Origin of the sequence: Sphingobium sp. SCG-1 (assembly GCF_002953135.1) — a bacterium.
GTDB lineage: Bacteria > Pseudomonadota > Alphaproteobacteria > Sphingomonadales > Sphingomonadaceae > Sphingobium.
Map to the genome: position 1 here is coordinate 1,648,416 of NZ_CP026372.1, position 24,592 is coordinate 1,673,007.

Annotated in this window: 24 protein-coding genes and 1 pseudogene; 19 read left to right on the top strand and 6 right to left on the bottom strand. The window is 62.3% G+C overall.

Going from position 1 to position 24,592, the window contains the following annotated elements; all coding sequences use genetic code 11:
- The 5 genes from mdoH to C1T17_RS07460 all read right to left on the bottom strand — a co-directional run bounded on the left by mdoH (position 1) and on the right by C1T17_RS07460 (position 6,989).
- On the bottom strand, positions 1–1,932 hold the full coding sequence (gene mdoH, locus C1T17_RS07440) for a glucans biosynthesis glucosyltransferase MdoH (RefSeq protein WP_104952901.1): 1,932 nt from the start codon (positions 1,930–1,932) through the stop codon (positions 1–3).
- A gap of 106 nt (positions 1,933–2,038) precedes the next feature.
- Positions 2,039–3,535, bottom strand: a complete 1,497-nt coding sequence (locus C1T17_RS07445; RefSeq protein ID WP_104952902.1) for a glucan biosynthesis protein — start codon at positions 3,533–3,535, stop codon at positions 2,039–2,041.
- A gap of 242 nt (positions 3,536–3,777) precedes the next feature.
- Complete coding sequence (locus tag C1T17_RS07450) at positions 3,778–4,665, bottom strand: flagellin (protein ID WP_104952903.1); 888 nt, start codon at positions 4,663–4,665, stop codon at positions 3,778–3,780.
- 263 nt (positions 4,666–4,928) lie between these two features.
- Positions 4,929–5,774, bottom strand: a complete 846-nt coding sequence (locus C1T17_RS07455; RefSeq protein WP_104952904.1) for a flagellin — start codon at positions 5,772–5,774, stop codon at positions 4,929–4,931.
- Positions 5,775–6,140: 366 nt separating this feature from the next.
- Entirely contained in the window at positions 6,141–6,989 is an 849-nt protein-coding gene (locus tag C1T17_RS07460; RefSeq protein ID WP_104952905.1) for a flagellin, read from the bottom strand.
- Positions 6,990–7,360: 371 nt separating this feature from the next.
- Between C1T17_RS07460 and C1T17_RS07465 the strand changes: the two genes are divergently transcribed.
- From C1T17_RS07465 to fliS, 19 genes and pseudogenes are all read left to right on the top strand, one after another.
- Complete coding sequence (locus C1T17_RS07465) at positions 7,361–8,632, top strand: sigma 54-interacting transcriptional regulator (protein WP_104952906.1); 1,272 nt, start codon at positions 7,361–7,363, stop codon at positions 8,630–8,632.
- A 14-nt stretch (positions 8,633–8,646) separates the two neighbouring features.
- Entirely contained in the window at positions 8,647–9,000 is a 354-nt protein-coding gene (fliE, locus tag C1T17_RS07470; protein ID WP_104952907.1) for a flagellar hook-basal body complex protein FliE, read from the top strand.
- Positions 9,001–9,003: 3 nt separating this feature from the next.
- Positions 9,004–10,731 carry a flagellar basal-body MS-ring/collar protein FliF gene (gene fliF, locus C1T17_RS07475; RefSeq protein ID WP_104952908.1) on the top strand — a complete coding sequence of 576 codons (1,728 nt, stop codon included), beginning with the start codon at positions 9,004–9,006 and terminating at the stop codon, positions 10,729–10,731.
- Positions 10,724–11,737, top strand: a complete 1,014-nt coding sequence (gene fliG, locus C1T17_RS07480; protein WP_104952909.1) for a flagellar motor switch protein FliG — start codon at positions 10,724–10,726, stop codon at positions 11,735–11,737. Before fliF ends, fliG begins: the two co-directional genes overlap by 8 nt.
- Positions 11,730–12,386 carry a FliH/SctL family protein gene (locus C1T17_RS07485; RefSeq protein ID WP_104952910.1) on the top strand — a complete coding sequence of 219 codons (657 nt, stop codon included), beginning with the start codon at positions 11,730–11,732 and terminating at the stop codon, positions 12,384–12,386. The genes fliG and C1T17_RS07485 overlap by 8 nt, the downstream gene beginning before the upstream one ends.
- A pseudogene (locus C1T17_RS07490) lies at positions 12,383–13,713 on the top strand (FliI/YscN family ATPase). Before C1T17_RS07485 ends, C1T17_RS07490 begins: the two are co-directional and overlap by 4 nt.
- Positions 13,710–14,132, top strand: a complete 423-nt coding sequence (locus C1T17_RS07495; protein ID WP_104952911.1) for a hypothetical protein — start codon at positions 13,710–13,712, stop codon at positions 14,130–14,132. The pseudogene C1T17_RS07490 and the gene C1T17_RS07495 overlap by 4 nt, the downstream one beginning before the upstream one ends.
- On the top strand, positions 14,129–15,844 hold the full coding sequence (locus C1T17_RS07500; RefSeq protein WP_104952912.1) for a flagellar hook-length control protein FliK: 1,716 nt from the start codon (positions 14,129–14,131) through the stop codon (positions 15,842–15,844). Before C1T17_RS07495 ends, C1T17_RS07500 begins: the two co-directional genes overlap by 4 nt.
- 67 nt (positions 15,845–15,911) lie before the next feature.
- Complete coding sequence (gene fliL, locus C1T17_RS07505; protein WP_104952913.1) at positions 15,912–16,586, top strand: flagellar basal body-associated protein FliL; 675 nt, start codon at positions 15,912–15,914, stop codon at positions 16,584–16,586.
- 51 nt (positions 16,587–16,637) lie between these two features.
- Positions 16,638–17,507, top strand: coding sequence for a flagellar motor switch protein FliM (locus C1T17_RS07510; protein WP_104952914.1), 870 nt, complete (start codon positions 16,638–16,640; stop codon positions 17,505–17,507).
- Positions 17,508–17,518: 11 nt separating this feature from the next.
- Entirely contained in the window at positions 17,519–17,857 is a 339-nt protein-coding gene (fliN, locus tag C1T17_RS07515) for a flagellar motor switch protein FliN (protein WP_104952915.1), read from the top strand.
- A 36-nt stretch (positions 17,858–17,893) separates the two neighbouring features.
- Positions 17,894–18,208 carry a FliO/MopB family protein gene (locus C1T17_RS07520; RefSeq protein WP_104952916.1) on the top strand — a complete coding sequence of 105 codons (315 nt, stop codon included), beginning with the start codon at positions 17,894–17,896 and terminating at the stop codon, positions 18,206–18,208.
- Between the two features lie 28 nt (positions 18,209–18,236).
- A complete protein-coding gene (gene fliP / locus C1T17_RS07525; RefSeq protein ID WP_104955070.1) occupies positions 18,237–19,028 on the top strand; it encodes a flagellar type III secretion system pore protein FliP in 792 nt (263 codons plus the stop codon).
- Between the two features lie 153 nt (positions 19,029–19,181).
- A complete protein-coding gene (fliQ, locus tag C1T17_RS07530) occupies positions 19,182–19,454 on the top strand; it encodes a flagellar biosynthesis protein FliQ (RefSeq protein ID WP_104952917.1) in 273 nt (90 codons plus the stop codon).
- Positions 19,451–20,233: a flagellar biosynthetic protein FliR gene (gene fliR / locus C1T17_RS07535; RefSeq protein WP_104952918.1), complete on the top strand. Its 783-nt coding sequence runs from the start codon at positions 19,451–19,453 to the stop codon at positions 20,231–20,233. Before fliQ ends, fliR begins: the two co-directional genes overlap by 4 nt.
- 3 nt (positions 20,234–20,236) lie before the next feature.
- A complete protein-coding gene (gene flhB / locus C1T17_RS07540) occupies positions 20,237–21,391 on the top strand; it encodes a flagellar type III secretion system protein FlhB (protein WP_104952919.1) in 1,155 nt (384 codons plus the stop codon).
- A 61-nt stretch (positions 21,392–21,452) separates the two neighbouring features.
- Positions 21,453–21,920 carry a hypothetical protein gene (locus C1T17_RS07545; protein ID WP_104952920.1) on the top strand — a complete coding sequence of 156 codons (468 nt, stop codon included), beginning with the start codon at positions 21,453–21,455 and terminating at the stop codon, positions 21,918–21,920.
- 94 nt (positions 21,921–22,014) lie between these two features.
- Positions 22,015–23,412, top strand: coding sequence for a flagellar filament capping protein FliD (gene fliD / locus C1T17_RS07550; RefSeq protein ID WP_104952921.1), 1,398 nt, complete (start codon positions 22,015–22,017; stop codon positions 23,410–23,412).
- Between the two features lie 53 nt (positions 23,413–23,465).
- A complete protein-coding gene (gene fliS / locus C1T17_RS07555) occupies positions 23,466–23,882 on the top strand; it encodes a flagellar export chaperone FliS (protein ID WP_104952922.1) in 417 nt (138 codons plus the stop codon).
- On the opposite strand, the gene C1T17_RS07560 is transcribed toward fliS, so the two are convergent.
- Positions 23,883–24,479 (bottom strand): phosphoribosyltransferase, encoded by a 597-nt coding sequence (locus tag C1T17_RS07560; protein WP_223262851.1) that lies wholly within the window; start codon positions 24,477–24,479, stop codon positions 23,883–23,885. It abuts the gene before it with no gap.
- Between the last annotated feature and the right edge of the window lie 113 nt (positions 24,480–24,592).

Below are 24,592 nucleotides of genomic sequence, written 5' to 3' on the forward strand. Positions count from 1 at the left end.
CTATGCGTCGTTGGCCACGCTGATCGGTGCGGTCCAAACCGACGTCGACCGACCCACTGACAGCCGCGTACGCAGCGGACGATAGCTGGTAAGCTGCCACCAAGCCTTGGGCACGATCAACAGGCTACGCGTTTCCAGCACACGCCCAAGATCCTTGCGCGCCGTGACGGCAGCCAGAACCGGCGCGAACAGCAGGCCAAGCACGATCGGCAAAAGCCAGATCATCGTGATGCCGGATAACAGGCCACCAACCAGAATGATGGCCCCCAAAGCCACATGGTAACGGAACGTCCGAAAAGCGTCCGCCATCGGAATGCCGTCGCAATCGCGCGTCTGACCGTTCCAGGCGCTTTTGCGACCCGACAGGATGCTCACCAGATTGATGCTGTGCGTCAGCATCTGGATCGGCGCAGCGAGTATCGAGAGAAGCGTCTCGATCAGAGCACCAGCCCATAGTCGAACTGGGCCACCAAAGGCCGTCCGCCGTTCTTCGTCACGCAGCGTCAGGACGATCGCCATCAGCTTGGGACCAAACAGCAGCATCAGCGTGAGCAGCAGCAAGCCATCGGCGGGCAGCACGGCATTGGCGCGCCAAGCTCCCGCCATTTCGCCACCGATGACCAGCAGGATCAGGCATAACCACATCGGCGACGTCACATAGGCCGACGCGCCGACGAGTAACTGGAAACGGTTTACGACGTGCAGCCCAGCGATGCGCGCGATCAGCGGCACATGCTGGATATTACCCTGGCACCAGCGACGGTCGCGAATGGCTAGGTCGGGCAGAGACGGGGGGAATTCCTCAAAGCTGTCGTCCGTCATGACCATGCGAACCGCCCAGCCGCGACGGCGGAGGAGGGCGGCTTCGACCATGTCGTGACTCATGATGTGACCACCGAAAGGCGCCCGGCCCTTGAGTTCGGGAAGGCCGCAGCTCTCGGCAAAGGCGCTGACGCGAATGATGGCGTTATGGCCCCAGAAGGTCGCCTGACGATCGGACCACCAGATCGCGCCAATCGCCGACATCGGGCCATAAAGGCGGCTCGCGAACTGCTGCCATTTTGCGAACAGCGTCTGCGCTCCGACGACGGCGGGAATGGTCTGGATCAGCGCGACATTGGGTTCGCGGTCCATTTGCGCGGCGAGCTGGCTCATCGTCTTGCCGCTCATCACGCTGTCCGCATCGAGCACGATCATATATTCGTAAGCACCGCCGAACCGGCGCACCCAATCAGCGACGTTACCGGGCTTGCGGCCGACGTTGATGTCCCGCCGCCTGTAATAGACGGGGCGCACGAAGGCTTCCTTCACGCACTCATAGGCTTCTTCTTCGGACTTCCCGTTTTCCGTATTGGAGTCGGACAGGATGAAGAAGTCGAACTGATGATTGCCAGGCAACTTCTCCAGCGAACGCTCCATAATGGAAAGCCGCCCGATGATCGTTAGAAAGTCCTCGTTGCATACGGGAAGGAGGATGGCGGCGCGGCCCTCCGGCACGCGGGTCGTCGATCTTTGATACCCACGGCTATTATGCACGTCCCGCCAGAGAATCAGCGCGAAACCGATCGCACTATTGGCGAAGCCGAAGGCGATCCAGGCGAAAAGCGGCACGGCAAGGGCCAGATAGGCGATTTCCCACGCGGAAAAGCCATGAGGTTGAAGCGCGTCCGTCATCATCATGACGCCGAACACCGATGTCGCAATGGAAATCAGTAGCAGAACCGAGATGCGCGAAATGCCCCGCGCAACGGGGGGAGTAGGACGGGAATGCGGCGGCGCGACCGAAAAGTCCTGCACCGGCATCGCAATAGGACATTCCAGCGGCAAGGCGGAGGAATGTGCAGGCTTGGGCTTGGCGACCGAGGCGTTATGACGAGTTAGATTCTGCTTCTGGATGGGTCTTCGCGTTTCATGCTCAATTACATTATCCATTGCGGAATTTATCCCTCTTGGCGTCGCACGCCTGCCTCGATCTCTCCCGAACATGATTCATGTTTACTATTTTCAACATAAATGGAGGATGTACGAGGAAGTTCCGTCAAGCGTTCAGAGGATAATGCACCATTTCGGATATCGCGTTTTCGCCACGCCTCAACTGAACGCGAAGTTCAGCACCAAGACCGGGATCGGGCTGCACATCGATAACTGAGCGCCAGCGACCGGCTTGCCCCAAAACCGGGTAGCATGCGCTTTTGAGGACTTTTGCATGCGCAGCCTCAGTCCATGCTGATATGCCACTGCCCTCCGACGGCCCTCCGGCAAAATCCATCACAATACGAATGCCGCCGGTTTCGATTGCCCCACGAAAGATTTCGACCAAGGGCAACAGCGAAGAGGCTGGCGCGGGGGCATCGTCCTGCCAGTCGAGCCGGTACGAAAAATCGATTCGACGGCCGGGCGCAGCGGCGACTGCCGGAACCCAGTAAGCCGCGACATTGTCGTTATACTCGCTATCAGCCGAATATTCGTAGAGTCGAACCTGCCCCTCGCCGAACGGCTGGCGCGATGTCGCGAAAAGGGAAGGGCGGCGTTCGTAGAATACGCCGTCGTCCTGATAATGATCGAAGTTGCGATCCCGCTGTAGCAAGCCGAATCCTTTGGCATTGGGTTCGGTGAAGCTGCTGACATGCGGCGCGGCCGGGTTGATAAGGGGCCGGGCCTGAACGCCACCATTGGCTGATCGGATCAGCAGCGTATCAGAATCGTGGATTTCGGGCCGCCAGTCGGCCGCCTGCTTGCGATGCGCCTGATCGTACCAGAACATGCTGGTCATCGGCATGAGGCCCAATTCCGCAATGGCGCGTCGGGGGAACAGCGCAGCGTCGATATCCTGATGCACGCCCATCTCATCGATGCTGTTGCGCAGGCGATAAGCGCCGGTGATCCCCGGACCGTCGAGCAGCGCATACACCGTCACTGCGTTCGGCCCGTCATGTTCGAGCCAGAAGTGGGTAAAGCGCGGAAATTCCTCCTTGCCTAGGCTGGTGTCGATGGCGATGGCGCGAGCAGAGAGGCCATATTGCTTCCGGGCGCCGGACGCACGGAAATAGCTGGCACCCATGAACACCAGCCAGTCGGCATCGCGCGCTTTTGTCATCACGCGGAAGCCGGCAAATCCTGCGTCTGACCCCAGGGCAATGACGGGGCTGTCCGAGGGCATGTCGAAGTAGGATGTGTCATACGCCAACGGAGTAGCGCGGCCGTTTTCCACGATGTGAAGGAAGACAGGCTGGTTGGCATAGCGGCTCAACGGGAAAAGCCGGATGCCGGTCGAGTCTTTGCGATCATTCCAGATCGTACGATCGTCGCGGAATTGCACCTTGTGAAGCGCGTCGTAGTCTACGGCGTGGGCGCGGGGATGCGGATCGACATTTCGGTAAGGCGTCTGAGAAAGCGCTTTGGCTCGTCCGACTAGAGTTGCCCAATCGAAACGCTGGGCGGCCGCATCCTTGGTGCGTTGTCCCTGCGCTGCACCGGCCATTAACAACGCCGCGCCCGAGGCTGCGACAACTTCCCGTCGGTTCCATTGTGTCATCGCCTGCTACTTGGGCAGGACGCGGCAATAATCAAGCGACGCTGGCCGTTACGACCGCGAAACGCCGCTTCTTTGCGGCAGATAATCGGAAAAGAAGAAACCCTCGCCCGGGGGGACGAGGGTTTCGGGTGATCCTTGATCGAAAGGTGACCCCCGGCGTGGTGGGGACCAAGTTAGCGCCGGGAGCCTATCGAGAGACGCGGTGGACCAAGACCGCGCCGCTCAATTCAGTATCTTGACTATTAACGAATGAGGCTCAGGACGTTCTGCTGTGCCTGGTTCGCCTGGGCGAGCATCGCGGTGGATGCCTGCGAGAGGATCTGCTGCTTGGCGAGCGCGGTGGTTTCAGCCGAGAAGTCGGCGTCTTCGATGCGCGAGCGGGCTTCGGTCAGGTTGGTGACGGTCGAGTCCAGGTTCGAAATCGTCGCTTCGAGACGGTTCTGTACGCCACCAAGGTTTGCACGACCTTCCGAGATCATAGCCAGTGCACCCTTGGATGCGGCAGTGGCAGCAAGTTCAGGAGCCGTCGGGGCTGCGGGGTTGGCATAGGCCGCCACTGCTGCGCCGGTTCCGTCGATCAGGCCCAATGCCAGCGTTGCATTCGCGGACGTAGAGAGATCGATCGTGGACAGGTTGAGGCCGACCAGACTCATGTCAGCGACTGAGAAGGAGACGGTGTCCGTAGCACCGGTGCCGGTCTGGAGCTGAAAGTTGCCCTTGCTCAGCGTGTTACCGTTGAACTTGGTCGTGGTGGCGATGTTAGTGATCTGCGCGGTCAAGGCATCGGTTTCCGCCTTGATGCCCGTGCGGTTGGCATCGCTGATGGTGCCGTTGGCGCTCTGGACGGCCAGTTCGCGGATACGCTGCACGATGTTAGCGATTTCGCCCAGTGCGCCTTCTGCAGTCTGCGTCAGCGAAATGCCATCCTGAGCATTGCGCGAAGCCTGTGCGAGGCCACGGATGTCGGCAGTCATTTTGGAGGAGATGGCAAGGCCCGCTGCGTCGTCCTTGGCGCTGTTGATGCGCTTGCCGGTCGACAGGCGCTCAAGGGCCTGCTGAAGGCCAGCGTCGGCCTTTGATGAAGCGTTTGCGGCGCGCAAGGCCGATACGTTAGTTCCGATAACGGTCATGGTAAGTTCCCTTTTCCCGAATTACTCAGGTCGCCTGCCCGATATCGGTTGCGGCCTCAGATGTTAGAACGGCAGGTGCGCGGGGATATTTAGAGTCGCGCGGGTTTTTTTGCGTTCTTTGAAGAAGAAACCCTCGTCCGGGGGGACGAGGGTTTCGGATGATCCTTGATCGAAAGGTGCCCCCCCGGCATGGTGGGGACCAAATTGCGCCGGGAGCTTATCGAGAGACGCGGTGGACCAAGACCGCGCCACTCAATTGGGTATTAGCGGATGAGGCTGAGGACATTCTGCTGTGCCTGGTTCGCCTGAGCGAGCATCGCGGTCGATGCCTGTGAAAGAATCTGCTGCTTGGCGAGCGCGGTGGTTTCAGCCGAGAAGTCGGCGTCTTCGATACGCGAGCGGGCTTCGGTCAGGTTGGCGACCGTGGAGTCGAGATTGGAGATCGTCGCTTCCAGACGGTTCTGAATACCGCCAAGATTTGCACGACCTTCCGAGATTACCGCGAGCGACCCCTTGAACGCGGGCGTGCCGGCGGTTGCCGTGGAGTCACCATCGATCAGCGTCAGGGCAGCGGTTGCGCCAGCGGCGGTCGACAGATCGAGACCGGTCAGGTTCAAGCCGGCGATGCTCATGTTGGCGACGGAGAACGACACGGTGTCGGTTGCGCCGGTGCCGGTCTGGAGCTGGAAGCTGCCATTGCTCAGCGTGTTGCCATTGAACTTGGTGGTGGTGGCGATGTTCGTGATCTGCGCAGTCAGGGCATCGGTTTCTGCCTTGATGCCGGTGCGGTTGGCATTGCTGATCGTGCCGTTGGCGCTCTGCACGGCCAGTTCGCGGATACGCTGCACGATATTGGCGATTTCGCCGAGTGCGCCTTCCGCGGTCTGCGTCAGCGAAATGCCATCCTGAGCGTTGCGCGAAGCCTGTGCGAGGCCACGGATGTCGGCGGTCATTTTCGAGGAGATAGCAAGGCCCGCTGCGTCGTCCTTGGCACCATTGATGCGCTTGCCGGTCGACAGGCGTTCCAGAGCCTGCTGGAGGCCAGCATCGGCCTTGGATGAAGCGTTTGCGGCGCGGAGCGCTGCGACATTGGTTCCGATAACGGTCATGGTAAGTTCCCTTTCACGAATTACTCAGGTCGCCTTGTCAAATGACGCTCGCGGCCTCGACCATCAGAACGGCAGAGAAGAGAGTATATTTAGAAACGTATTTACTTTGTTCTCTGCTTTATGCCGAATGAGGGGCATCTACTTGAAAATAAGCAGCTAAAAATCGTGGATGGCTTGTATGGTCTGCGGCGCCGGCACTGAATTTGCTTATCAACGAAGAAACCCTCGCCCGGGGGGACGAGGGTTTCGGGTGATCCTTGATCGAAAGGCGACCCCCGGCGTGGTGGGGACCAAGTTAGCGCCGGGAGCCTATCGAGAGACGCGGTGGACCAAGACCGCGCCGCTCAATTCAGTATCTTGAGACTATTAACGGATGAGGCTCAGGACGTTCTGCTGTGCTTGGTTCGCCTGGGCGAGCATCGCGGTCGATGCCTGCGAGAGGATCTGCTGCTTTGCGAGCGCGGTGGTTTCAGCCGAGAAGTCGGCGTCTTCGATGCGCGAGCGGGCCTCGGTCAGGTTGGTGACCGTCGAGTCCAGGTTCGAGATCGTCGCTTCCAGACGGTTCTGTACGCCACCAAGATTTGCACGGGATTTGGAGATCACCGCCAGTGAACCAAGGCCCGCCGCCGTGTTGGTGGCACCCGTCGGGTCCGTACCGTCGATCAGCGTCAGCGCAGCCGTCGCACCAGCCGCAGTAGAAAGATCGAGCGCGGAGAGGTTGAGGCCGGCAAGGCTCATGTCGCCAACCGTGAACGACACGGTGTCGGTGGCGCCGGTGCCGGTCTGAAGCTGGAAGCTGCCGCCGCTTACCGCGTTGCCGTTGAACTTGGTGGTGGTGGCGATGTTGGTGATCTGCGCGGTCAGGGCGTCTGATTCAGCCTTGATGCCAGTGCGGTTGGAGTTGCTGATCGTGCCGTTCGCGCTCTGGACGGCCAGTTCGCGAATACGCTGCACGATGTTGGCGATTTCGCCGAGTGCGCCTTCTGCGGTCTGCGTCAGCGAAATGCCGTCCTGGGCGTTCCGCGAAGCCTGAGCCAGACCGCGGATGTCGGCCGTCATCTTGGACGAGATGGCGAGGCCCGCTGCATCGTCCTTGGCGCTGTTGATGCGCTTGCCGGTCGACAGGCGCTCAAGGGCCTGCTGGAGGCCAGCGTCGGCTTTCGATGCAGCATTGGCTGCGCGCAGGGCCGATACGTTGGTTCCGATAACTGTCATGATAAACTTCCCTTCCCGAATTGCTCAGGTCGCCTGTCAACTGACGGTTGCGGCCTCGAAGGGGTAGAACGGCATGCGGCAATGGGCCTTTAGAGTAAGCGGCAATTAAATTCCGCTTCCTCCCATCCTACTGAGAAATAAGGGATTAGACATTAGTAAATCCGGCAAACGCTTGCCGATGGCGGCAATGATGGACTGGATGAACCGTGCTTCTGACCGCGCTTTGCCGCTATCCGGAAAATTCTTGCCGCTTTCCGGCAATCCTTTCCAAACGTTAACCATATCATAAGGTCTTGGGAGCAAATTGGGGCCATCGAAAGAGATGGTGCGGCACGGGGGTGCCAATCCATCACACATGGGGACTGATTTGCATGTCGGGACTGGACCTGAGCCGTAACGTCTGCGCACTCCTTCCGGGGTTGGCGGTATGGCTCGACAATGCCTTTTATACTGTAGGCCAGGTCGATGCCGCAGCCCCGCGTGAAAAGGGTGCGGTCCGGATCATGCTGGCTAGCGAGATCGCCCATGCCACGCATCGCGATATCCTGATCGAAGTGCGCGAAGGCGCGCCGCTCTATCAGCCCGCCGCATCCGGTATGCCCGCTCGGGTCGGCTTCGCTCTGGAAGACATGGGCCTCGCCATGGCGCTGATCGCCGAACTGGCCCGCCCCGTGGGCATGCCTGCTGTAGGCGACGCTGGCAGCGCGAAGTTGATGCGCCTTGCCACCCGGATCGCCCGCAGCGACGCGACCGTATTGGTGCAGGGTGACACCGGGACCGGCAAGGAAGGCATGGCGCGCTTCCTTCATGCGCACAGCGCGCGGGCCGACAAGGATTTCATTGCCGTCAACTGCGCGGCGCTTCCGGAAACCATGATGGAAGCGATGCTGTTCGGGCACCGCAAGGGCAGCTTTACCGGCGCGGCCGCCGCTTCGGACGGCCTGTTCCTCGCTGCCGACGGCGGCACGCTGTTCCTCGACGAAATCGCCGAGCTTCCGCTGGCGTTGCAGGCCAAGCTGCTGCGCGCCTTGCAGGAAGGCGAAATTCTCCCCGTCGGCGCAACGCATCCGGTGCCGGTCAACGTCCGCGTGATCGCGGCCTGCAACCGCGATCTTGCCGCCGAAGCAGAGATGGGCCGCTTCCGCAACGATCTCTACTGGCGTCTTAACGTGATGCCGCTGGAACTGCGTCCGCTGGCGCAACGCCGCAATGATATTGCCGCCATCGCCGCCGCGCTGCTGCTGCGTCAGCACAAGCAGATGCTGGCGCTCGGCTCGAACGATGCCTTCCCCTGGCCCACCACCGACGCGATGGACAAGCTCGCCGCCCATAGCTGGCCGGGCAATGCCCGTGAACTGGGCAACGTCCTTCAGCGCGCAATGGTCCTGCGCGAAGGCGAGCGTATCGAGACGCATGATCTCCACATCACCGGTGCGGTTTCGCAGGAAACCCTGAAAGCCCGTGCGCAGACGATCGCTCCGGTTCGCCTTCAGGAAGTCGCCCGCATGTCGAAGATCGACGCGATCCGCGTCGCCCTGCGTGAAACCGACGGCCATCGCGCCATGGCCGCGCGCAAGCTCGGCATCTCCGAACGCACGCTCCGCTATCGGCTTGCCGAAATGCGTGAGCTGGCTGCGGCATAAGGGGAGGCTGAGCGATGAACGGCATATCCACTGACGGCGTGATGGCGATCCGCAACGCGATCCTACAGAAGAACAACGCCTTACGCGACGTCACCGCCCCGCAGACCGGCGGCGCGGGTGGCATTGGTGGGGCGGGCGGCACGAAGCCCGGTGACTTCACCGACGCGCTGAAATCGGCGCTGCAACAGGTCGACGGCCTCCAGAACAAGGCAGGCGACGCCGCCGCTGCGTTCGAAAGCGGCCAGACTACCGACATCGCTGCGGTCATGCTGGCCAAGCAGCAAGCCTCGATCGGCTTTGAAGCCACGCTTCAGGTCCGCAACAAACTCCTGTCCGCCTACAAGGACATCATGAGCATGCCGGTATAAACGATGAGCGACGCAAATCTCCTTCTCGATGGCGCCGGGCGCGCCGGTTCCGGTCTTCCTGCGCTTTCGGGCGGCGGTGGTGGTGGCGGCATCGATGCCGTGCGCGCACGTTTCTCCGGCTTCATGGGTCAGGCGGCGATACAGAAAAGCCTGCCGATGCTCGGCCTGCTGGTCGTCATGGCGATTGCCGGAGCGGCGTGGCTGGCTCTCCGCGAACCGCCGCAGCGCGACTTGTTCCGGGGCCTGCCCGATAGCGACAAGGCTGCGATCAGCGAAGTGCTGGACAAGAATGCCATTGCCTATGACTTCGACAGCAGCGGCGCGCTGACGGTCGGCGAAGACGATTACTTCAAGGCGAAGATGATGCTCGCGTCCGAAGGGCTGCCCAAGAGCGCGCCCGACGGCAACAGCATGATCGACAGCCTGCCGATGGGCGCAAGCCGCGCCGTCGAAGGTGAGAAATTGCGTTCGGCCCGCGAAATGGACCTGGCGCGGACGATCGAAGCGATTGACTCGGTCCAGAGCGCCCGCGTGCATCTGGCCGTCGAAGCGCCCAGTATCTTCCTGCGCGACCGGACCAAGCCTGCAGCTTCCGTCATGTTGCGCCTGGCCAATGGCCGCCGCCTAAGCGATGGTCAGGTGCAGGCGATCGTGCATCTGGTCGCCTCGTCCGTGCCGCAGCTTTCGCCCGACGATATTTCCGTAGTCGATCAGAACGGTCGCCTGATGTCCGACAATGGCGGCGATGGTACCTCCGACAAGCAGATCGAAGTGCAGAGCAAGATCGAGGAGCGCTATCGTCAGGCGGTCGTCGCACTGCTGACGCCGATCCTGGGTGCGGACAAGTTCTCCGCCGAAGTGCATGCCGACGTGAATTTCGCCGAGCGTCAGGCGACTCGTGAAACTTACCCGCAGGACGAAGCACGTCTGCGCACCGAACAGGGTAGCTGGCAGGCAGACAAGGATGGCGCGGCTGGAGGCGAAGCGAAGGGCATTCCCGGCGCGCTCTCCGACCAGGCACCGCCACCTGCGACGGCCACGCCGACGCCGCCCGTGGCGCCTGCCGCTGCCGGTACGACCGCTGCCACCCCTGGAACGCCTGCCGATCCTGCCATGAAAACGGCTGAAACCTTCAACCGCAGCTTCGAGCTGGGCCGTGAAGTGTCGGTTACTCGCGACGCAGTAGGCACCGTGAAGCGCGTGTCGGTCGCCGTGGCGCTCGACACGGACGCCAAGGGCAAGCCGCGCTCCAAGGAAGAAATTGCTGCCCTCGAAGCGCTCGTTAAAGGCGCGGTTGGGTTCGATCAGGCTCGCGGCGATACTGTGGCGCTCTCCTCACGCGGCTTCGTCAAGGAAATCGTCGAGGAAGCTCCCTGGTACGATGCAAGCTGGGTCGCCTTGTTGACGCGCAATGTTTCCGCGCTGATCGTGGTCATCGTCCTGCTGCTCGGCATCGGCCGCCCGCTTCTGAAGCGCCGCGCCGCCGCCAAGGAAGAAGCGGTCGCTCAGAACGCGGTGCAGGGGCAGAAGGTCGGCAAGGAAATCGCCGCGGAACTGACGCGCAATGCGCAAGTCGATCCGGCTCGTCCGATCACGCTCGACATGATCTCCTCGACCCCGGACTATGCGCAGCGCGCCAGCCTCATCAAGAATTTCGTCAAGCAGGACCCTGATCGCGCCGCGCTTGTGGTCCGCGACCTTCTGAAGGAAGGGAAGAAGGAAAATGCCTGACGCAGCCACGGAAACGCGCCTGAAAGGCAGCGCGGCTGCCGCCGTCCTGCTGATGCTGTTCGACGAAGACGAAGCCGCGCAGATCCTTTCGCGCCTTGAGCCGGAAGAAGTGCGCCAGCTTGGATACGCGATGTACGATGTCGCCGATGTCGAGATCGACGAAGTGAACGAGGCGCTCGACCATTTCGTCAACAAGGCGAAGAAGCGCACGACCATCGGTTACGGCGCGACCCAGCATATTCGTGGCGCAATGACCAAGGCTTTGGGGGCGGAGCGGGCCGACAATATGCTCGCGCGGATCACGCCGCCGACGCGTTCGAACAAGCTGGCGGTTCTGAAATGGCTGGAAGCGAAGGAAATCGCCGCGCTGATCGAAGCGGAGCATCCGCAGATCATGGCAATCGTTCTCGCGCATCTGGAGCATAGCGTCGCCGCCGACGTGTTGCAGCTTCTGCCCGCCGAATATCAGGAAGAAGTCATCTACCGCGTCGCCACTCTGGGTCCGGTCAGCACGGAAGCGCTGGACGATCTGGAGCAGTTGCTGATGCGCGGTTCGCCTTCCGCCAAGCCGGGCAACAGCTCGCAACGCGGCGGTACGCTGGAAGCGGCGGCGATCATGAACAACGTTCGCAAGGACAATGAAGTGCGGATCATCAAGGCGCTCGCCAAGCGCGACAAGATGATCGCGCAGTCGATCGAGGACGAGATGTTCGTCTTCGACAACCTGATCGACATGGACGACAAGAACCTGGGTGCGCTGATGCGGACAATCGACAACGAGATCCTCGTCGTGGCGCTGAAGGGCGCGAACGACATGCTGAGAGGCCGGATCTTCGGCTGCATGTCGGCGCGTGCCGCATCCTCGATTCAGGACGAACTCAACGAACGCGGTCCGATGCGTCTGGCCGATGTCATCGAGGCGCAGAAGCTGGTGATCGCCACTGCGCGCAAGATGGCGGACGCGGGCACCATCATGCTGACCGGCAAGGGGAACGACTTTGTCTAATTTCTGGCGCGGGGACGCAGGCGCCGACGCGGTTTCGGTGGGCATAGGCGATATCGGCGGCGTCATCACGCAGCCGCGCGCGGGCTTTCGCGCCTTCTACAGCGACCGTCAGGACGCGCATTCCTTCGGCATGCATCAGGGGCGACGCGCCTCCGATCGCGAACCGCAGGCCGATCCGATGGAGCAGGCGCGCGTTGAAGCCTTCACCATGGGTTTCGAAGACGGGCGTCGCCTCACCGAGGAGTCCTTCTCGGCCGACCAGGACGCTTGCCAGCGGCTTGCCGATGCGCTGGAGCAACTCGCGCCTGCGACGAGCGGTACGCTGTCCACGATATTGTCCGCCGCCGTGATCCGGCTGGTCGGGCAGATCGTCGGTGAAGTGGAAATCGATCGCGACTTGCTGCTGGAGCGTTGCCACACGGTCGCCGCCTTCATCGAAGATACCGACACCAAGCAGGCATTGCATGTGCATCCTGAAGATCTGCCGCTGATTTCCGGATCGGAGATCGGTGTGCCGGTGGTCGCCGATGCGGGATTGCGGCGCGGCTCCGTGCGGCTGGATACGGCGGACGGCTGGATCGAGGATGGCCCGGACGTGCGCCTCTCCCGCCTCAAAGCCATGCTGGACGATATGGAAGGCAAATTGTGATCCAGGCTGCGCTGCGCCAGGCGGAAACGCTGTTCGAACATCTGCAAGTGCAGAACAAGGCGCCGCGCCATGTCGGGCGGCTGGTGAGCCATGATGCGGGGATGCTGGAAGTCACGGGCTTTCGCCGCCCCATCGGCGCAGGCGCAAGGTTGACGGCGAGCGATGGTACGACCGCACGCGCCGAAGTGGTGGGCTTTCGCGGGAACAAGACATTGCTGGTGCCGCTGGATAGCGACGCGCCGCTGGAAAATGGCGCGCGGGTCGAACCCGATAGCGCCGCGAACATGGTGCAGGTCGGCGAAGGGCTGATCGGGCGCGTGATCGACGCGATGGGGCAGCCGCTCGACCGCAAGGGGCCGATCATCGCGGGCGGCATTTGGCCGCTGAACGGCGTGCGCGGGAATGTGCTCGATCGTGGGCGCGTGACCGAGCCGTTCGATTTGGGCGTGCGTGCCGTGAACGCTTTGCTGACCGCAGGGCGTGGGCAGCGCATCGCCATCATCGCGGGCTCCGGCGTCGGTAAATCCGTGCTGATGGGGCAGATGATAGCCGGCGCGGAAGCCGATATCGTCGTAGCGGGCCTGATCGGCGAGCGTGGCCGCGAAGTCGCGGATTTCCTTGAAACGAAGCTTTCGGGCGGGATGATGCGCAAGAGCGTCGTCGTCGCCGTTCCTGCCGATCACCCCCGGTGCTGCGCCTTCGTGCAGCGGCGCGGGCAACTGCGATTGCCGAATATTTCCGGGCGCGGGGCAAGAAAGTGCTGCTGCTCCTCGACAGCCTGACGCGGTGCGCCCATGCGCAGCGGGAAATCGGGCTGGCGTTGGGCGAACCGCCTGCAATGAAGGGCTATCCGCCCTCTGCGCTGGCGCTGATCCCCAAACTGGTCGAGCGGGCAGGGGTGGACGTCCGCACCGGTGGGTCGATCACCGCGCTCTACACCGTGCTGGCCGATGGCGACGATACGGACGATCCGATCGTGGATGCCGCGCGCGCCATCGTGGACGGGCATTTCGTGCTGTCGCGTCACCTCTCCGAACAGGCGATTTTCCCTGCCATCGACATCGGCAAGTCGCTCTCGCGCGTGATGGCCGATGTGGTGGATGACGAGCATCTGGCGGCCGCGGCATCCTATCGACGGTTGTGGGCGGCGTATGAGGAAAATCGTGACCTCATCCTGATGGGGGCTTACCGGCCCGGCAACGATCCGATCATCGACGAGGCTGTGGCGCGGCGGCAGGAAGTCCTCGATTTCCTGCGGCAGGACGTGAAAAGCCGTATCGACCTCGATAGCAGCGCCGCCGCTCTGGTTGCCGAGTTCGGCGCATGAAGGGCCTGCTGGCGCGTCGCCACCGGGTGCTTCGAGCCCGTCATGTTCAGCACGCGCTGGCCGTGGCCGAGACCGTGCGCGCGCAGGACGAGGCGAACAACATTTCCCGCAATGCAGAGCGCGTTACGCGTGTGCGCGAGCAATTGTTCGAGTCCACGGAACAAGTCAGTGGCGCGTCATTCGGCGCGCATCGTGAATTGGCCGAGCGGCTGGAGCGGGCGAAGCGGCAACTCGATGGCGCATTGTATGACGCCAATCGCAAGGTCGAGCAGAAGCAGGGCGAGCGTGTCGAGGCGACGCGCGAGAAGGAAATTGCCGAGCGGCTGAAGGATCAGGCGCGCGCGCTGATGGAAGAGCGAATGGAGGCGCGCCTCGCTGCGTTGCCCCGATACCGCAAGATACAGAGGGTGGAAGGATGAACGCCATCATGGGCAATCTGGGCAAGGCTGTTTCGCAATTGCCGCCGTCGTCGGCTGGCGCGTCTAAGCCCGCGACCGGCAAGGAGGGGGCGCCTGCGCCGCGGTTTGCCGCTATGCTGTCCGATGTGGCTAACAGCACTGCGAGTGGCCGACAGGCAGCGCCCGCACCCGTAGAAGGCGAAGCGGCAGGTGCCCCATCGTCCGGCGATCTGGCGTTGGCGGATCTGCCATTTACAGCATATTCCGAAGTTGGAGCCACAGGCGCCAACGTGTTGACCGCTGCCTCTCCCGATGCCGGGATGAAGAGCCTCGCGCCCCAAAAGCCATTTACAAAGCAACGTGCCGAACCGGCTCCGTCCTTGACGAATGCTGCTGTCGAAACCGGCAATGCTGATCCTGAAGTTGATGCCACAACGCCTGTTTCAGAAGACGAGATCGATATTGGAGCCGCACTGGCGCAATCGAGCCAGCCCGGCGATCCCGTGGTCGTGCCGACCACGCAAACCGTAAGGGTCGCTCCACCTCTGGAAACTCCGCCTGGCAAATCGACCAAAGCGGAGAAAGCTCCGATGGCGATCGGCACGGACAAGACCGGGGCGGCTCTTCAAGACGCTGTGCCTCAACCAACCGTCAACTTACCGCCGGTGGTGGATAAGCCACGCGCCCCTGGAGCGACAGTGAAGAAGGCCGTGACTGCGGACAGCAGGGCACAAATGGTCGCGGATGGTGATACCCAGCCGGCGCCGCTCGTGCGTCAGCAGAACGCCACCGTGCCGCTTCTGGCCGGATTAGCGCGGCAGAAGGACTTGCCGCCCGAAGTGACTGCCAAATTGATGGGGTTGACCGCTGTCCAACCCAGCGTGAAATCAGACGGCAAGGACGCGGGGGCAACGCTTCCTGATGTCGCTGGCCTGAAGTCGGCGGCGCAAGGCGTATCGGCTTTGTTGAGCCATAAGGGGCGGGAGGAGCTTGCGATGATGGCTTCCGTCCTTCCCGCGCAGGAACGAGCCAAGCCCCTCGATCGCGCTCTGTCCGATACCACGACGCTCTCGGTCGACGGAGCGGTGGCACCCGCAGCCTCCAACCCAACACTCGGCTACGCCATCCAGTCTCCCGCGGCGGCACCCGTTACCGATCTCTCCGCCTCGCTGGGCCAGCAGGTCATCGACATGGGATCGGGTGGACAGTGGATCGACGGACTTGCGCGCGAGATCGCGGCGCTGAGCAAGGGGGAGGGGCATGGCAGCTTCCGCCTGTCGCCGGAAAACCTCGGGCCGATGCGCGTCGATATCCGGCCCGGTGAGCAGGGCGCAAATGTTACGCTGACCGTGGAAACGAAGGCCGCCGAGTCGATGCTGATGCAGGACCGCAACCTGCTAAAGGCCGACGCGCAACTCGCGGCAGTGAAGATCGACGAGGTGACTGTCCAGCGCGTTGCGCATGTGCATGAGCCTTCGCGGGCCGATACGGCGACGGGGCAGGGCACTGGCGGGCAGTCCCAATCGCAGACCCAGACATCGTCACAGGGGCAGTCCGGCCAAGGCTCCAACAACGCCGCGCTGGCCCAGGGCCAGAATCAATCGGGCCAAAATGGTAATAATCCCCGCAACCATAAAGTTTCCTCCGACGCGACCGTATCTAGTCAGGCGGAGCCACGCGACACGGCGGACAGCCGGTCATCCGACACGACCCGTCGCGCACGCTACGCCTGATCGATCCATGGTGATCGGTCGGGGACCGATCCTGCCGACGACCAGCGCTACCCAAGGGGACTGAAAGATGAGTGACGACGCCGCACCGAAGAAAGCCAAGGGCAAAGGCAAGGGCAAGGGCAAGATGATCATCATCCTGGCCGCCGTGGCGCTGCTGGGCGGCGGCGGCACGGCCGGCGGACTGTATGCGGCGGGCTTCTTCTCCAAGGAAGATACCGGCCCCAAGATCGATCCCAACAAGCCTGTGCTGGTCCTGAAAGGGGAAAACCCCGAAGACATCGCCGCAGCGCATGCCGCCCCCGAAGGCGCGCATGAGAGCGAAGACAGCGTCGAGAGTTCCGCCGCGCACGCCGCACCCGGCAAGGGCCATGGGCCAGTCGCCGACAAGGGCATAGACTTGCCCACACCCGCCGATCCGTCGAAATATCAGGCGACCTACTTCCAGGTGCAGGCGCCCTTCACCTCCAACATGGCCGACAGCGACGCCTTCGCGCAAATCGCCGTCGCGGTGAGCACATATTATGACGGCCGGGTGATCCAGGCGATGACGACTCACGAGATGGCGATCCGGTCCGCAGTGTTGATGGAACTGGCGCAGCAAGATCAGACGGCCCTCGAAACGCCGCAGGGCAAGGAAGCGCTGCAGAAGAAATTAAAGAGCATTATCAATGGGGTACTGAAACAGAAAACCGGCTACGGGGGCATTGATAACGTTTATTTTACCAATTTCGTTATTCAATAGGGTTGTCGATACCGGGTCAGTCCCTTGGTGTTGACCGGGGACTGACAATTAATGGACGACGTACAATCTTTCGCATTCGGCAAGGGCGATGCCCAGGCGCCCGTAATGCTGTCGGGCCTCGACCGGCTGGGCGACAAGCTCTGCCGGCGATTGCGGGCAGTCATGGAACCCCTTGTCGGATCACGCCCTGATGTCCAGATGCAGCCTGTGTCCGTCGTCGACTTCGCGCTATGGTCGCAGGACGTACCCAGTTCCTCCAGCATCGGCATTTATCGTGCACTGCCGCTGAAAGGGAACATGTTGCTGCGGCTAGACGCGGGCATGATCTCCACGCTGGTGGATTGCTTCTATGGCGGCATCGGCAACCGCACAATGCCAGCGCGTGCCGAATTTACGCCCACCGAAGACCGGCTCATCACGCGCCTCTCGCAGCAGATCGTCGAGCAACTCGCGTCCTGCTGGCAGGACGTCATGCCGCTCGACATTGCGCTGGCCACGCGCGAGGTCGGCGTCGGCTTTGCCGCTGCCATGCCCGCGACCGACCAGATGGTCGTGCAGCGTTTCACCGTCAGCCTGATCCGCAACGAGCAATGGCCGATCGACATCGTCTTCCCGCTGGCCGCCTTGCGCGCCGTGGAGGCGCTGACCGGATCGAAGGTGCATGATGAGAATATCGTCACCGACCCCGTGTGGCAGACACGCATCGAGCGGCAGATGTCCAACATCCGCCTGCCTGCCCGCACCGTGCTGGCGCGCCCCAGCCTCTCGCTGACCGAGCTGATCGCGCTTCAGCCGGGTGACGTCATTCCCGTACATATCAACCGGAATCTCCCGCTCATCGTGGGCGACCGCATCATTGCCCAGGGCTCCATCGGCGAGCAGGACGGGCGTGTGGCGTTCATGATCGAAAAGATGAATTAAGGACCAATGCAATGAGTGACATGAGCGAAGCCCCCCGCATCGATGGCGCAGTCGCCGCATTTGGCGCGCGCTATGCCGACAACCGGCAGTTCCGCCTGCTGGCCGACATCCCCGTGCGCCTCTCCGTCGAGGTGGGTTCCACGTCGCTGAAGCTCGCCGAAGTCATGGACCTCGCTGAAGGCAGCATTGTCGAATTAGACCGGCAGGCCGATGAATTGCTTGACATTATGGTTAATGGTGCGCTGATCGCCAAAGGCGAAGTGGTGACGGTGAACGGGCGTTATGGCATCCGGATCGTCGAAGTCGCCAACACCGAAACGCGGATGGCCGGCGTCGAACGACGCGGCTGATCGCGGGCCGGTGTACTATCGGGCGCGGGGACATACATGCTGGATTATATCATCAGGCTTCTGATCATGGTGCCATTGGTCGGCGGCATGGCATTCGGAGCCTTGTGGCTTTGGAAGAGGTTTCAGCCCGGCATGATCGGCGGGCAGGGCGAGCGGGCGCTGAAGATCGTCGAGGCGATGCCAATGGGTACGTTCGGCAAGCTTGCGATCGTGGAGTTCGACGGGCAGCGGTTGCTGATTGCTATCACACGAAGCCGCATCGAGAAACTGGCCGAGGGCAAGGCGGTGCCTAAGAGCTTGGCAGGCGCTTCGGCAGCGGAGATCGCCGGGGGCTTCGGGCGTGTTCGCTAAGGGCATTCGATTTCCCGCATCTACCGCGTTGAAGTGGTTCCTGATCCTGGCCGTGGCTTTGTGCGCGGCCTTTCTGCTTATCGACCCCGCCTTCGCCCAAGCCGCGCCTGCGGCCGCGCCGCCTGCCGGTCCTGCGGCGGCATCGGGCGCGTTGTCGCGCGCCATGAACCAGGTTTCGGGCGATGGTCGCCCGCTCTCGCTTTCGCTGCAAATCCTTATCCTGATGAGCCTGCTGACGGTATTGCCGTCGCTGGTTCTGATGATGACGAGCTTTACCCGGATCATCATCGTGCTGTCGCTGCTGCGGCAGGCGCTGGGGTTGCAGCAGACGCCGCCCAACCAGGTGCTGGTCGGCCTTGCGCTGTTCCTCTCGCTCTTCGTGATGCGGCCCGCGATCGACCAGATCAGCGCGCAGGCATACACCCCATACGGCAACGGCCAGATTTCCATCGAGGAAGCCGTCGGGCGTGGTGGCAAGGTGCTGCATAACTTCATGGCGAAGCAGACGCGGGAGAGCGACTTGAAGCTGTTTTCCGGCCTCGCCGAAGCGCCGCCGTTCCGCACGGTCGCGGATGTGCCGTTCACGATCCTGCTGCCCGCATTCGTGACGAGCGAGTTGAAGACGGCGTTCCAGATCGGGTTCATGATCTTTCTGCCGTTCCTGATCATCGATCTGGTAGTGGCGTCGACGTTGATGGCGTTGGGCATGATGATGCTATCGCCGACTATCATATCCATGCCATTCAAGCTGTTGCTGTTCGTTCTTGTAGACGGATGGGCACTGACGATGGGGTCGCTTGCGGGATCGTTTGCGACGTGATGTTGAAGGTGAACCTGATCCACCCCCATCCGTTCGGTTCGAGCCTGTCGAGAACTGTTCTCGGAACCTCAGTTCTCGACGAGCGCTTCTCGACTTCGCTCGAAGCTGCTCGAACCGAACGGCTGAGGGGCAATGGGCAGGACGGATCTACCCATGGATAACACCGACTTCTTCATGGGCCTCGCGCAGCAGGCATTATGGATCACGGCGCTGGCCGCTGGTCCGATTTTGCTGCCCGCGCTGATCGGTGGCGTCATCATCGGCATGATCCAGGCGGCGACTTCGATCAATGAACAGACCGTCAGTTTCGTGCCCAAGCTCATCATCGTCGCGGCGACGCTGGCGCTGTTCGGCGGATCGATCCTGCTGCTGATCGCGGATTTCACGCGCGAGATATTCGAACGTATTCCGGACGTCCTCAAGTGATCGCACCGGGCTTCATCGGGGTCGAGGCGCAGCTCTGGATCTGGCTGATCGCGATGATCCGGCCCGGCGCGGCGTTCATCGCTGCGCCTATCTTCGGCGCGAACGCGGTCCCGGTACAATTGCGTCTCATATTGAGCCTCGCGCTCGGCATTGCGGCCGTGAATACTGTTACGATCACGCTGCCCGCGGGCGGCATCGCGACGTTCGCGGGCATTTCGATGGTCGTCGGCGAGGTGCTGGCCGGGCTCGCCATGGGGTTCGCTCTCCAGATCGGCTATGCGGCGGCGTTCGTCGCGGGAGAGACGATCGGCAATACGATGGGCCTGGGCTTTGCCGCGATGGTCGATCCGCTGTCGGGGCAATCGACGCAGGCCGTCGGGCAATATCTCTCGATCCTTGCGACCTTCATCCTGCTGTCGATGGACGGGCACCTGATGCTGGTGAGCTATGTCGTGCAAAGCTATCAGGCGTTGCCGCCGGGCGGCCCCATGCTGTCGGGGGAGGCGGCCTATAATCTCGTGATGTTCGGCGGTACGCTGTTGGGCGCGGGGCTGACTGTGGCGTTGCCGGTCGGTTTCGCGCTGGTGCTGGTGCAGCTTATCATGGGGATGCTGGCGCGGTCCGCGCCGTCGCTCAATCTGTTCTCGGTGGGCTTGCCGGTGACGCTGCTCTTCGGCCTTGTGCTGATGGCGATGGCGGCACCGATCATGGGGCAGGGGATCAGCGCTTCCTTGCGCGCGGGCCTTGAGCAGGCCGAAGCGATCGCGACGGGGCACTAGGCGATGGCGCAGAACCCTACCGGCGGCGGCGAGAAAACCGAGAAGCCGACAGCCAAGAAGCTGCGGGAAGCCGCCAAGAATGGCGATATCCTCCAGTCGAGGGAATTAGGCACGGCGCTGGTCGTGATGGCGGGCGTCGGCTGCATGGCGGTGACCGGGCCGATGCTCTTCTCTGCAATGGGTGATATGTTGCGCCGTGGCCTGCGGTTCGACCGCGCGGATCTGGTCGATTTCTCGCCGGCGGAGCGTGGTTATGCGCTGTTGCAAACCATCGCCTTCCCGGTCGCGGCGATCCTGTTGGCAACCGTGGTCGCGGCAATCGCTGCACCCGCGATTCTGGGATCGCTCGGCTTCCGCGCAGGCGCATTTTCGCCCAAGGCATCCAAGCTCAATCCGATGAGTGGCCTCAAGCGCATCTTCGGCCCACAGGGTTTGATGGAGTTATTGAAGTCGCTGGCCAAGGTGGCGCTTATGGGCGCGGTCGGCTTCTGGCTCATATGGGGCCGGATGGAGGCGATCGTCGGCCTTGGCACGGCGGGGCTTGAACCTGCGCTGATGGAACTGGGTCGCATCTTCATCTTCGCCTGCATTGCGATGGCGGGCGCGCTGATGATCGTCGCCGGGATCGACGTGCCCGCGCAGATTTTCCAGCGCGGCAAACGGCTCGCCATGACCAAGCAGGAAGTAAAGGACGAGCATAAGGAAAGCGAAGGTTCGCCCGAGATGAAAGGGCAGATCCGCCAGCGGCAGTTTCAGATGCTGAGCGGATCGGCGCGCAAGGCGGTTGCCGAAGCCAATGTCATCATCACCAACCCAACGCATTTCGCCGTGGCGCTGCGCTATCATCCCGGCAAGGATTCCGCGCCGGTCGTGGTCGCGCGGGGAAGTGACGAGATTGCGGCCGCTATCCGCGAACTGGCCGACACGAACAAGGTGCCGGTGCTGCAATATCCCGAACTCGCCCGCGCCATCTACTTCACCTCTCGCGCCGGGCAGATCGTAGACGAGGCGCTGTATATGGCCGTCGCGACCGTGCTGGCCTTCGTCTTCCGGGTCGAGAACAAGATGGCGAGCGAGATGGACCGGCCCTTCATCACCGTGCCCGACGCGCTGAAATTCGATGCCGAAGGCCAGCTTCCGGGCGGCACAAAAAGGTGAATTAAAGTTTAGCCTCGTTCGTCCGTATTATCTTCACGGGGACGCATTAGGATGATGCGTTATGAACGACTATGTGCAGATCAGCGAGATATCGCCAGTAGATCGAGTGGCGCCGCGCCCGATCCTGCCGGTTGCGCCCGTGCGTTCCACCGTCGATGCAGGACAGCGTGCCGATGCCGCATCCGTTCCCGCCGATGAACTGACCGAAGGCGCGGACATCGCGACCGGCACCGAAGACCAATTGGCAAGCGCGGCGGAAACTGCGCGAACGCAGGCGCAGGTCGCGGACATATTGGCGTCCATCCGCGCAGCCGGAAATAGCGCGCAGGCAGCCGAAAGCGCGAATGCCGCGCTTCAGGCGCTGGTGCCGACGCCCATCGTGATCGTGCCGCTTCCCGCCAGCAAGGATATGCTGGAGCAGGCAGCGCGCATTGCACAGTCGCTCGTGGCCAATGCCGCACTGGCGCATGCCTCTCAGGCGCATGTGCAGCCGGGCACCGTCGATCAGATCCTCTCGCAGGTCGCCTGATTTCCGACGCCTCCGTCGCGCTCTGTGCGGCGAAAAAAGTCCCTAAAGATCTTCGGCGATCTGCCGTTCTTTCTCCTTGAAAGGATCGCACGTCATGTCTTCGATCAGCAACAGCATCGCCACTTCCCTGGGAGTAGGATCGGGGATCAACTCGGCACAAATCGTGTCGGACCTGACGGCGGCGGTGCGTGGTCCCAAAGAAGCGGCGATCAACACCAAGGTTGCACTGAACAACGCGCGGATTTCGGGCCTCGCCTCCGCATCCAGCGCACTCACCAATTTCGCCAAGTCGCTGACGGATCTCGTCGATGGCACCGGCTTTTCGGGCCAGCCCGCCTCCAACGACCCCACGATCGTCGGCGTCAGCCTGCTCCCCGGCGGTGTGCCTAAGGGCCTGCCCGCGCAGATCGAAGTCGAACAGCTTGCCGCCAGCCAGACCAACGAGTCGGGCTTCCTTGCGGCCAAGACGACGGCCGTGGGTATGGGTAAGCTGACGCTGACAGCAGGCGGCAAGGACTACGCAATCGAAATAACGTCCTCCAACAACACGCTGGAGGGCCTTGCAGCGGCCATCAACGCCTCGGGATCGGGCGTCGGCGCTTCGGTCGTGACCGACAATCGCGGCGCGCGTCTGGTTCTGAAAGGCCAGACTGGCGCGGCCAACGGCTTCTCCATCGCACCGGGCACGGCGGATGCCGATCTGCAACGCTTCGCCACCACCGGCACCGCCAGCACCATGACGCAGAAGTCGACGGCGCTCGACAGCATCATCAACGTCGATGGCGTGGAAATGCGCAACAGCAGCAACACCGTCGACACCGCGATCCCCTATATCCGCATCGACCTTAACAAGGCCGCGCCGGGCACCAGCGTCACCGTAGCCAGCACCGAGCCGACGACCACGATGCGCGATCTGGTGACGGAGTTCGTCTCCGCTTACAACACGCTGCGCACGGCGCTGAACACCGCCACGGCCGTGGGCGACGATGCGTCGTCATCGGGTCCGCTGATCGGCGACTCCGGCGTGCGCGACATGGTCCGGCAGCTTTCGCGCCTCAGCTCGTCGGTTCTGGCGACATCGGGTCCGTACCGCACGCTGGGCGACCTTGGCGTCGGCACCAATCGCGACGGTACGCTGAAGGTGGACACCGCCCAACTCGACGCCGCTATTGCCGCCAATCCTGCCGCCGTGACGCAGATGCTGAACCCGACCGTCACCAGCGACACCAATCCGGGCCTTGCCGGTGCCGTTACGAAGGTCAGCGATGCGCTGCTCGGCACCGACGGCGCTCTTAAGAATTCGTCTGCGAAATATGACAACCTTAAGAAAGCCTATGCCGAGCAGCTTGAGAAGCTGAATGCCGATATGGAAAATTACGAGGAACGTCTCTCGGCCGTCTATTCGGCGATGGATACCAAGCTTGCCGCGCTGAAGGCGACGCAGAGCTATCTCGACCAGCAGATCAAGGTTTGGACCGGCAGCAATAGCTGACCTCTACGAAACCGCCTCAACTTCACAATAATCTTATTCAAGGGACCAGACTCATGTTCAACAGCCAGGGATATGCAGGCATCGGCGCAACCGCACGGGCCAACAGCGCCAGCCGCGCCTATGCCGCCATTCACGCAGGCAGCCGGATCGAAGGCGCGACGCCGCATGGCCTCGTCAAAATCCTGTTCGATGAGTTGATCTTTGCTTTCGACGCTGCGATCCTGGCGCAACGCCAAGATGACGCTGCCAAGGCTTCGGACAAGCAGGCGCGCGCCGCGTCCATCCTGCATGCGCTGGAATCGAGCCTCGACTTCGATCGTGGTGGCGAGATCGCGGTTTCGCTGGCGCAGATCTATCGCGCCTCGCGCAAGCTTCTGCTGGAAGGCGTGCGTGAGCGCACAATCGAGCCAATCGAGCAGGCGCGGGCCATGGTCGCGGAAATCGCCGACGCATGGGAGCAGATCGGCTAATCAGGCCAGCCTGCCGGGAACAGCCTCTGCATCGGCGATGATCGATGCTTCGGGCGCCATCGCTTCCCATGGAAAAACGAACCAGCGCTTGTCGATAGCGCGATCAATGGATTCCGCTGCATAGTCGACGCTTGCCGCCGACCGGATGTTGTTAAGCAGCACGGCAATGCGGATATTCTCCAATCGCCCTCCCGCCTGCATTATGGCATCCCGTAGATAGAGGATGGTCGAACCGGAATCGTTGATGTCGTCGACGATCAACAGGCGCTGGCCCGCCTGCGTCTTTTCGGCGAGTTCATGCAGAAGCGCGCCGGAGAAGCCGAATTCTTCCGTGCTGAGGTCCACCGAGAGCAGCTTGTGGCCGCTGGCGTGGCTGAGGTACGCGCCGGGAACCAGACCGCCACGACCAATGGCGACCAGGTAATCCGGTTTCCAATCGTCGGCGCGGATCTGCGCAGCGATGACGGCGATCCCTGCCGTGAAACTGTCGTGGCTTATCACCGCCAACTCAGGGGACTCAGGCATTGTCATCAGGACGCGATACCCGGCTCCTGCACTGTCGGTCCAGACCCCGAATCGTTGGCGGCGGCGCGTCATGAGCGGTGTTGACGCTCCGCTTCGCGTGGCTGTATAGGCGTTCCTCGCAACAGGGCGGCCCGGCGGGGGCCGCCTTTTTGCTTTCCGGCGCTTTTGCCAACGATCACCCGCCC

Coding starts and splice junctions, on each gene's coding strand:
- fliF (WP_104952908.1), top strand. CDS start 9,004: ATGAGCGACGCAAATCTCCTTCTCGATGGCGCCGGGCGCGCCGGTTCC.
- C1T17_RS07455 (WP_104952904.1), bottom strand. CDS start 5,774: ATGACCGTTATCGGAACCAATGTCGCAGCGCTCCGCGCCGCAAACGCT.
- flhB (WP_104952919.1), top strand. CDS start 20,237: ATGGCGCAGAACCCTACCGGCGGCGGCGAGAAAACCGAGAAGCCGACA.
- C1T17_RS07520 (WP_104952916.1), top strand. CDS start 17,894: ATGCTGGATTATATCATCAGGCTTCTGATCATGGTGCCATTGGTCGGC.
- fliD (WP_104952921.1), top strand. CDS start 22,015: ATGTCTTCGATCAGCAACAGCATCGCCACTTCCCTGGGAGTAGGATCG.
- C1T17_RS07560 (WP_223262851.1), bottom strand. CDS start 24,479: ATGACGCGCCGCCGCCAACGATTCGGGGTCTGGACCGACAGTGCAGGA.
- C1T17_RS07445 (WP_104952902.1), bottom strand. CDS start 3,535: ATGACACAATGGAACCGACGGGAAGTTGTCGCAGCCTCGGGCGCGGCG.
- C1T17_RS07510 (WP_104952914.1), top strand. CDS start 16,638: ATGGACGACGTACAATCTTTCGCATTCGGCAAGGGCGATGCCCAGGCG.
- fliQ (WP_104952917.1), top strand. CDS start 19,182: ATGGATAACACCGACTTCTTCATGGGCCTCGCGCAGCAGGCATTATGG.
- fliN (WP_104952915.1), top strand. CDS start 17,519: ATGAGTGACATGAGCGAAGCCCCCCGCATCGATGGCGCAGTCGCCGCA.
- fliG (WP_104952909.1), top strand. CDS start 10,724: ATGCCTGACGCAGCCACGGAAACGCGCCTGAAAGGCAGCGCGGCTGCC.
- C1T17_RS07495 (WP_104952911.1), top strand. CDS start 13,710: ATGAAGGGCCTGCTGGCGCGTCGCCACCGGGTGCTTCGAGCCCGTCAT.
- C1T17_RS07545 (WP_104952920.1), top strand. CDS start 21,453: ATGAACGACTATGTGCAGATCAGCGAGATATCGCCAGTAGATCGAGTG.
- C1T17_RS07465 (WP_104952906.1), top strand. CDS start 7,361: ATGTCGGGACTGGACCTGAGCCGTAACGTCTGCGCACTCCTTCCGGGG.
- fliL (WP_104952913.1), top strand. CDS start 15,912: ATGAGTGACGACGCCGCACCGAAGAAAGCCAAGGGCAAAGGCAAGGGC.
- fliS (WP_104952922.1), top strand. CDS start 23,466: ATGTTCAACAGCCAGGGATATGCAGGCATCGGCGCAACCGCACGGGCC.
- fliE (WP_104952907.1), top strand. CDS start 8,647: ATGAACGGCATATCCACTGACGGCGTGATGGCGATCCGCAACGCGATC.
- mdoH (WP_104952901.1), bottom strand. CDS start 1,932: ATGGATAATGTAATTGAGCATGAAACGCGAAGACCCATCCAGAAGCAG.
- C1T17_RS07500 (WP_104952912.1), top strand. CDS start 14,129: ATGAACGCCATCATGGGCAATCTGGGCAAGGCTGTTTCGCAATTGCCG.
- C1T17_RS07450 (WP_104952903.1), bottom strand. CDS start 4,665: ATGACCGTTATCGGAACTAACGTATCGGCCTTGCGCGCCGCAAACGCT.
- C1T17_RS07460 (WP_104952905.1), bottom strand. CDS start 6,989: ATGACAGTTATCGGAACCAACGTATCGGCCCTGCGCGCAGCCAATGCT.